Genomic DNA, 6,032 nt, shown 5'->3' with positions numbered 1-6,032 from the left:
TACATGCACATCTACAAAGTCGGCGGCGCCGTGCGCGACCGCTTGCTCGGGCGCCCCGTCAGCGATATCGACTGGCTGGTGGTTGGCGCGACCGTCGAACAGATGCAAGCCCTGGGCTATCGCCCGGCGCGATGCAGGCTGATGCCATGTCGCTGCCCAAGGTGTCCGCTGCCCCCGAACTGGCCCCGGGCCAGAGCAGCTTTGCCGACATGCTCGGCCAGGCCATCGGCAAGGTGCATGAGACGCAGCAGGCTTCCACCCAGCTGGCCAACGCCTTCGAAATTGGCAAGACCGGCGTCGACCTGACCGATGTCATGGTCGCCTCGCAAAAAGCCAGCGTCTCCATGCAGGCACTCACCCAGGTACGCAACAAGCTGGTCCAGGCGTATCAAGACATCATGCAGATGCCGGTTTGAGGACGGACGTAACCCATGGCTGAAGCAGTCGTCGATAACGCCCCCGCCAAGAGCGGCCAGCCAGCGGCCAAACCGCCGCTGTTCGGCATGGCGTTTCTGGAAAACATTTCGCAGATGCCCATGCTGCGTCAGGTCGGCCTCATGGTCGGGTTGGCGGCGAGCGTGGCGATCGGCTTCGCCGTGGTGCTGTGGTCGCAACAGCCGGACTACCGGCCGCTGTATGGCAGCCTGTCGGGCATGGACACCAAGCAGGTCATGGAAACCCTGGCCGCCGCAGACATTCCCTACAACGTCGAGCCCAATTCCGGCGCCCTGCTGGTCAAGGCCGACGACCTCTCCCGTGCGCGCCTGAAGCTGGCGGCCGCAGGCGTGGCGCCGAGCGATGGCAACGTCGGTTTCGAGCTGCTCGACAAGGAGCAGGGCCTGGGCACCAGCCAGTTCATGGAGGCCACCCGTTATCGCCGCAGCCTGGAAGGCGAACTGGCCCGTACCGTTTCCAGCCTGAACAACGTCAAGGCTGCACGCGTGCACCTGGCCATCCCGAAAAGTTCGGTGTTCGTGCGTGACGAACGCAAGCCCAGCGCCTCGGTACTGGTCGAGCTGTACCCAGGCCGTGGCCTGGAAGCCGGGCAGGTGATGGCGATCGTCAACCTGGTCGCCACCAGCGTGCCAGAGCTGGACAAGTCGCAAGTCACTGTCGTCGACCAGAAGGGCAACCTGCTCTCCGAACAGCTGCAGGACACCGCCCTGACCATGGCGGGCAAGCAGTTCGACTACAGCCGCCGCATGGAAAGCATGCTCACCCAGCGCGTGCACAATATCTTGCAGCCGGTGTTGGGTAACGATCGCTACAAGGCCGAAGTCTCCGCCGACCTGGATTTCAGTGCGGTCGAGTCGACCTCCGAGCAGTTCAACCCCGACCAGCCGGCGCTGCGCAGCGAACAGTCGGTGGACGAACAGCGCGCCAGCAGCCAGGGCCCGCAAGGCGTGCCCGGCGCGCTGAGCAACCAGCCACCGGGTGCTGCGTCCGCGCCGCAAACCACGGGTGCAGCCGCCACCCCGGCCGCCGCCATCCAACCCGGCCAGCCGCTGGTGGATGCCAACGGCCAGCAGATCATGGACCCGGCCACCGGTCAGCCGATGCTCGCGCCGTACCCGGCAGACAAGCGTCAGCAAAGCACCAAGAACTTCGAGCTGGACCGCTCCATCAGCCACACCCGTCAGCAGCAGGGTCGCATGACCCGCCTGTCGGTGGCGGTGGTGGTCGACGACCAGCTCAAGATCGACCCCACCAGTGGCGAGACCACGCGTGCCCCTTGGGGTGCCGAGGACCTGGCGCGCTTTACCCGCCTGGTGCAGGACGCGGTCGGCTTCGATGCCAGCCGTGGCGACAGCGTGACGGTGATCAACGTGCCGTTTGCCGCCGACCGCGGCGAAGAAATCGCCGACATCGCCTTCTATCAGCAGCCGTGGTTCTGGGACATCGTCAAGCAAGTGCTGGGCGTGGTGTTCATCCTGGTGCTGGTGTTCGGCGTGCTGCGCCCGGTGCTCAACAACATCACAGGGGGCGGCAAGCAGGCTGCCTCGGACAGCGACATGGAGCTGGGCGGCATGATCGGTCTGGATGGCGAACTGGCCAACGACCGCGTCAGTCTGGGTGGCCCGACAAGCATTCTGTTGCCAAGCCCGAGCGAGGGCTACGAGGCACAGCTCAACGCAATCAAAGGCCTGGTGGCCGAAGACCCGGGCCGCGTGGCCCAGGTCGTGAAAGACTGGATCAACGCCGATGAGTGATAACCGAGCCGTTACCGCCAAGCTGAGCCGCGTCGACAAAGCGGCGATCCTCCTGCTCTCGCTGGGTGAAACCGATGCGGCCCAGGTACTGCGGCACATGGGCCCCAAGGAAGTGCAGCGTGTGGGCGTGGCCATGGCGCAGATGGGCAACGTGCACCGCGACCAGGTCGAGCAGGTGATGAGCGAGTTCGTCGACATCGTCGGCGACCAGACCAGCCTGGGCGTGGGCTCTGACGGTTACATCCGCAAGATGCTCAACCAGGCCTTGGGCGAGGACAAGGCCAACGGCCTGATCGACCGCATCCTGCTGGGCGGCAACACCAGCGGCCTGGACAGCCTCAAGTGGATGGAGCCGCGTGCCGTGGCCGATGTGATCCGCTACGAGCACCCGCAGATCCAAGCCATTGTGGTCGCCTACCTGGACCCTGACCAGGCCGGTGAAGTGCTGAGCAACTTCGACCACAAGGTGCGCCTGGACATCATCCTGCGCGTGTCGTCGCTGAACACCGTGCAACCGGCGGCGCTGAAAGAGCTGAACCAGATCCTCGAGAAGCAGTTCTCGGGCAACTCCAATGCTGCGCGGACCACCTTGGGCGGTATCAAGCGTGCGGCCGACATCATGAACTTCCTCGACAGTTCGGTGGAAGGTGCGCTGATGGACTCGATCCGCGAAGTCGACAACGACCTCTCGGAGCAGATCGAAGACCTCATGTTCGTCTTCAACAACCTGGCCGATGTCGACGACCGTGGCATCCAGGCGCTGCTGCGCGAGGTGTCTTCGGACGTGCTGGTGGTGTCGCTCAAAGGCGCCGACGAGCGGGTCAAGGACAAGATCTTCAAGAACATGTCCAAACGTGCGTCGGAACTGCTGCGCGACGACCTGGAGGCCAAAGGGCCGGTTCGGGTCAGCGACGTGGAAACGGCGCAGAAAGAAATCCTCACCATCGCCCGACGCATGGCCGAGGCCGGCGAGATCGTGCTCGGCGGCAAGGGTGCTGAGGAAATGATCTAACGTTGCCGGATTCTGCCGACTGGCGCAGCCCACTGTGGGAGCGGGCTTGCCCGCGAATGCGCCAGATCGGGTGATGAGGTTGTCCCTGCCGACGCATTCGCGGGCAAGCCCGCTCCCACAGGGATCGCGTTGGCTGAACGTGGTTTGAGAACATCACAGCATGTCCAGCAAAGAACATCACCCCAGCGACCTGATCCGCGCCCGCGACCTCGAGGGCGTCGATGTCTGGGCACTGCCCAGCTTCGACCCGGAACCCGAGCCGCAACCCGAGCCCGAGCCGGAACCCGAAGTCATCGAGGAAGAAGTCGAGGAAGTGCCGCTGGAAGAAGTCCAGCCGCTGACCCTCGAAGAACTCGAAGCCATTCGCCAGGACGCCTACAACGAGGGCTTTGCCACCGGCGAGCGCGAGGGCTTTCACAGCACCCAGCTGAAGGTGCGCCAAGAGGCTGAGCAGGCCCTGGCGGCCAAGGTCGGCAGCCTCGAGCGGCTGATGGTCAACCTGATGGCGCCCATTGCCGAGCAAGACACGCAGATCGAGAAAACCCTGGTGCACCTGGTCGCGCACATGACCCGCCAGGTGATCGGCCGCGAGCTGCGCAGCGATTCCAGCCAGATTACCCACGTGCTGCGCGAAGCCCTCAAGCTGCTGCCAATGGGCGCCGACAACATCCGCATTCACCTCAACCCCCAGGACTTCGAACTGGCCAAGGCCTTGCGCGAGCGCCACGAAGAAAACTGGCGGCTGCTCGAAGACGAAGCCTTGCTGCCGGGTGGCTGCCGCATCGAGACCGCTCACAGCCGTATCGACGCCAGCATGGAAACGCGCATCGAGAAGGCCGTGGCGCAGCTGTTCGACCAGCTTCACGACCATTCCCTGCACCCCGCACCGGCCGATGTGTCGATCGACCTGGACCGCCCCGATGCGCCTTGACCGCACCAGTTTCGGCAAGCGCCTGGGCAGTTACGCTGAGGCGATCGAGCTGCCGGTGCAGCCAATCGTCGAAGGCCGCCTGCTGCGCATGGTTGGCCTCACCCTCGAAGCCGAAGGCCTGCGCGCCGCAGTGGGTAGCCGCTGCCTGGTGATCAACGACGACAGCTACCACCCGGTGCAGGTCGAGGCCGAAGTCATGGGCTTTGCCGGGTCCAAGGTATTCCTCATGCCGGTTGGCAGCATCGTCGGCATCGCCCCCGGTGCGCGGGTGGTACCGCTGGACGACGGCGGCCGCTTGCCCATGGGCATGAGCATGCTCGGGCGAGTGCTGGATGGCGCCGGGCGCGCCCTCGATGGCAAAGGCGGCATGAAGGCTGAAGACTGGGTGCCGATGGATGGGCCGGTGATCAACCCGCTCAACCGCGACCCCATCAGCGTGCCGCTGGACGTGGGCATCCGCAGCATCAATGGCCTGCTCACCGTCGGCCGTGGCCAGCGCCTGGGCCTGTTCGCCGGTACCGGTGTGGGTAAGTCGGTGTTGCTGGGCATGATGACGCGCTTCACCGAAGCCGAGATCATCGTCGTTGGGCTGATCGGCGAGCGGGGCCGCGAGGTGAAGGAATTCATCGAGCACATCCTCGGTGAAGAAGGCCTCAAGCGCTCGGTAGTGGTCGCCTCGCCCGCCGATGACGCGCCGTTGATGCGCCTGCGCGCGGCCATGTATTGCACGCGCATTGCCGAATACTTCCGCGACAAGGGCAAGAATGTCCTGTTGCTGATGGATTCGCTGACCCGTTTTGCCCAGGCCCAGCGTGAGATCGCCTTGGCGATCGGCGAGCCGCCGGCCACCCGGGGCTACCCGCCGTCGGTGTTCGCCAAGCTGCCGAAGCTGGTGGAGCGGGCGGGCAATGGCGAGCCTGGTGGCGGCTCGATCACTGCGTTCTACACGGTATTGTCGGAGGGCGACGACCAGCAGGACCCGATCGCCGACTCGGCGCGGGGGGTGCTCGACGGCCACTTCGTGTTGTCCCGGCGCTTGGCCGAAGAAGGCCACTACCCCGCGATCGACATCGAAGCGTCGATCAGCCGGGTAATGCCCCAAGTGGTCGATGCTGATCATCTGCGCCAGGCGCAAAAATTCAAGCAGTTGTGGTCGCGCCTGTCGCAGAGCCGCGACCTGATCAGCGTCGGTGCCTATGTGGCCGGTGGTGACCCGGAGACCGACCTGGCGATCGCCTTGCAGTCCCGCTTGGTGGACTTTCTGCGTCAAGGCCTGGACGAGAACGTCGGCATGGCGCAGAGCCGCGATCAGTTGGGGGCGATATTCACGCCTCCGGCGGGCGGTTGATAGGCCATGGCACTGCCTGGACGAGCCGCGCGCCTGGCGCCGGTGGTGGACATGGCCGAAGAGGCCGAGCGCAAGGCCGCCCAGCGCCTTGGGCATTTTCAGCAACTGGTGACCCAGGCGCAGGTCAAGTTGGCTGAGCTGGAGCGTTTTCGCGAGGACTACCAGCTGCAGTGGATCAACCGCGGCGGGCAGGGCGTCAATGGCAGCTGGCTGGTCAATTACCAGCGCTTTCTCGGGCAGCTGGAAACAGCCATGACCCAGCAGCGCCAGAGCCTGACCTGGCACCAGAACAACCTGAACAACGCCCGCGGCACCTGGCAGCAGGCCTATGCCCGGGTCGAGGGGTTGCGCAAGTTGGTACAACGTTACCTGGATGAAGCGCGGCGCGCCGAAGACAAGCGCGAGCAGCGCCTGTTGGATGAGCTGTCGCAGCGCTTGCCCAGGCAGAATCACCCCTGATTTCTTATCGCCGGCGCGCAATTCCTTGTTTCTAATCGTCGACGCACAATTCCTTGTAGGAGCAGCCTTGTG

At 64.8% G+C, this 6,032-nt stretch carries 6 protein-coding genes and 1 pseudogene; all 7 read left to right on the top strand.

Annotated features, from left to right (window positions below):
* Window positions 1-3: 3 nt before the first annotated feature.
* Window positions 4-126: pseudogene (locus tag OO306_RS17950) on the top strand (multifunctional CCA tRNA nucleotidyl transferase/2'3'-cyclic phosphodiesterase/2'nucleotidase/phosphatase); the annotation flags it as partial.
* A 5-nt stretch (window positions 127-131) separates the two neighbouring features.
* Entirely contained in the window at window positions 132-416 is a 285-nt protein-coding gene (gene fliE, locus OO306_RS17945; RefSeq protein WP_265969496.1) for a flagellar hook-basal body complex protein FliE, read from the top strand.
* Window positions 417-431: 15 nt separating this feature from the next.
* Complete coding sequence (gene fliF, locus OO306_RS17940; protein WP_238215376.1) at window positions 432-2,210, top strand: flagellar basal-body MS-ring/collar protein FliF; 1,779 nt, start codon at window positions 432-434, stop codon at window positions 2,208-2,210.
* Window positions 2,203-3,222, top strand: coding sequence for a flagellar motor switch protein FliG (gene fliG / locus OO306_RS17935; protein WP_027593031.1), 1,020 nt, complete (start codon window positions 2,203-2,205; stop codon window positions 3,220-3,222). Before fliF ends, fliG begins: the two co-directional genes overlap by 8 nt.
* A 160-nt stretch (window positions 3,223-3,382) precedes the next feature.
* Entirely contained in the window at window positions 3,383-4,153 is a 771-nt protein-coding gene (fliH, locus tag OO306_RS17930; RefSeq protein ID WP_085272502.1) for a flagellar assembly protein FliH, read from the top strand.
* A complete protein-coding gene (gene fliI, locus OO306_RS17925) occupies window positions 4,143-5,501 on the top strand; it encodes a flagellar protein export ATPase FliI (RefSeq protein WP_085272503.1) in 1,359 nt (452 codons plus the stop codon). The genes fliH and fliI overlap by 11 nt, the downstream gene beginning before the upstream one ends.
* 6 nt (window positions 5,502-5,507) lie before the next feature.
* Complete coding sequence (fliJ, locus tag OO306_RS17920) at window positions 5,508-5,960, top strand: flagellar export protein FliJ (RefSeq protein WP_027593028.1); 453 nt, start codon at window positions 5,508-5,510, stop codon at window positions 5,958-5,960.
* The last annotated feature ends 72 nt before the right edge of the window (window positions 5,961-6,032 follow it).

This window comes from Pseudomonas sp. DCB_AW, from assembly GCF_026240895.1.
Classification (GTDB): domain Bacteria; phylum Pseudomonadota; class Gammaproteobacteria; order Pseudomonadales; family Pseudomonadaceae; genus Aquipseudomonas; species Aquipseudomonas kermanshahensis.
This window is presented reverse-complemented; position numbering and strand designations above follow the sequence as displayed.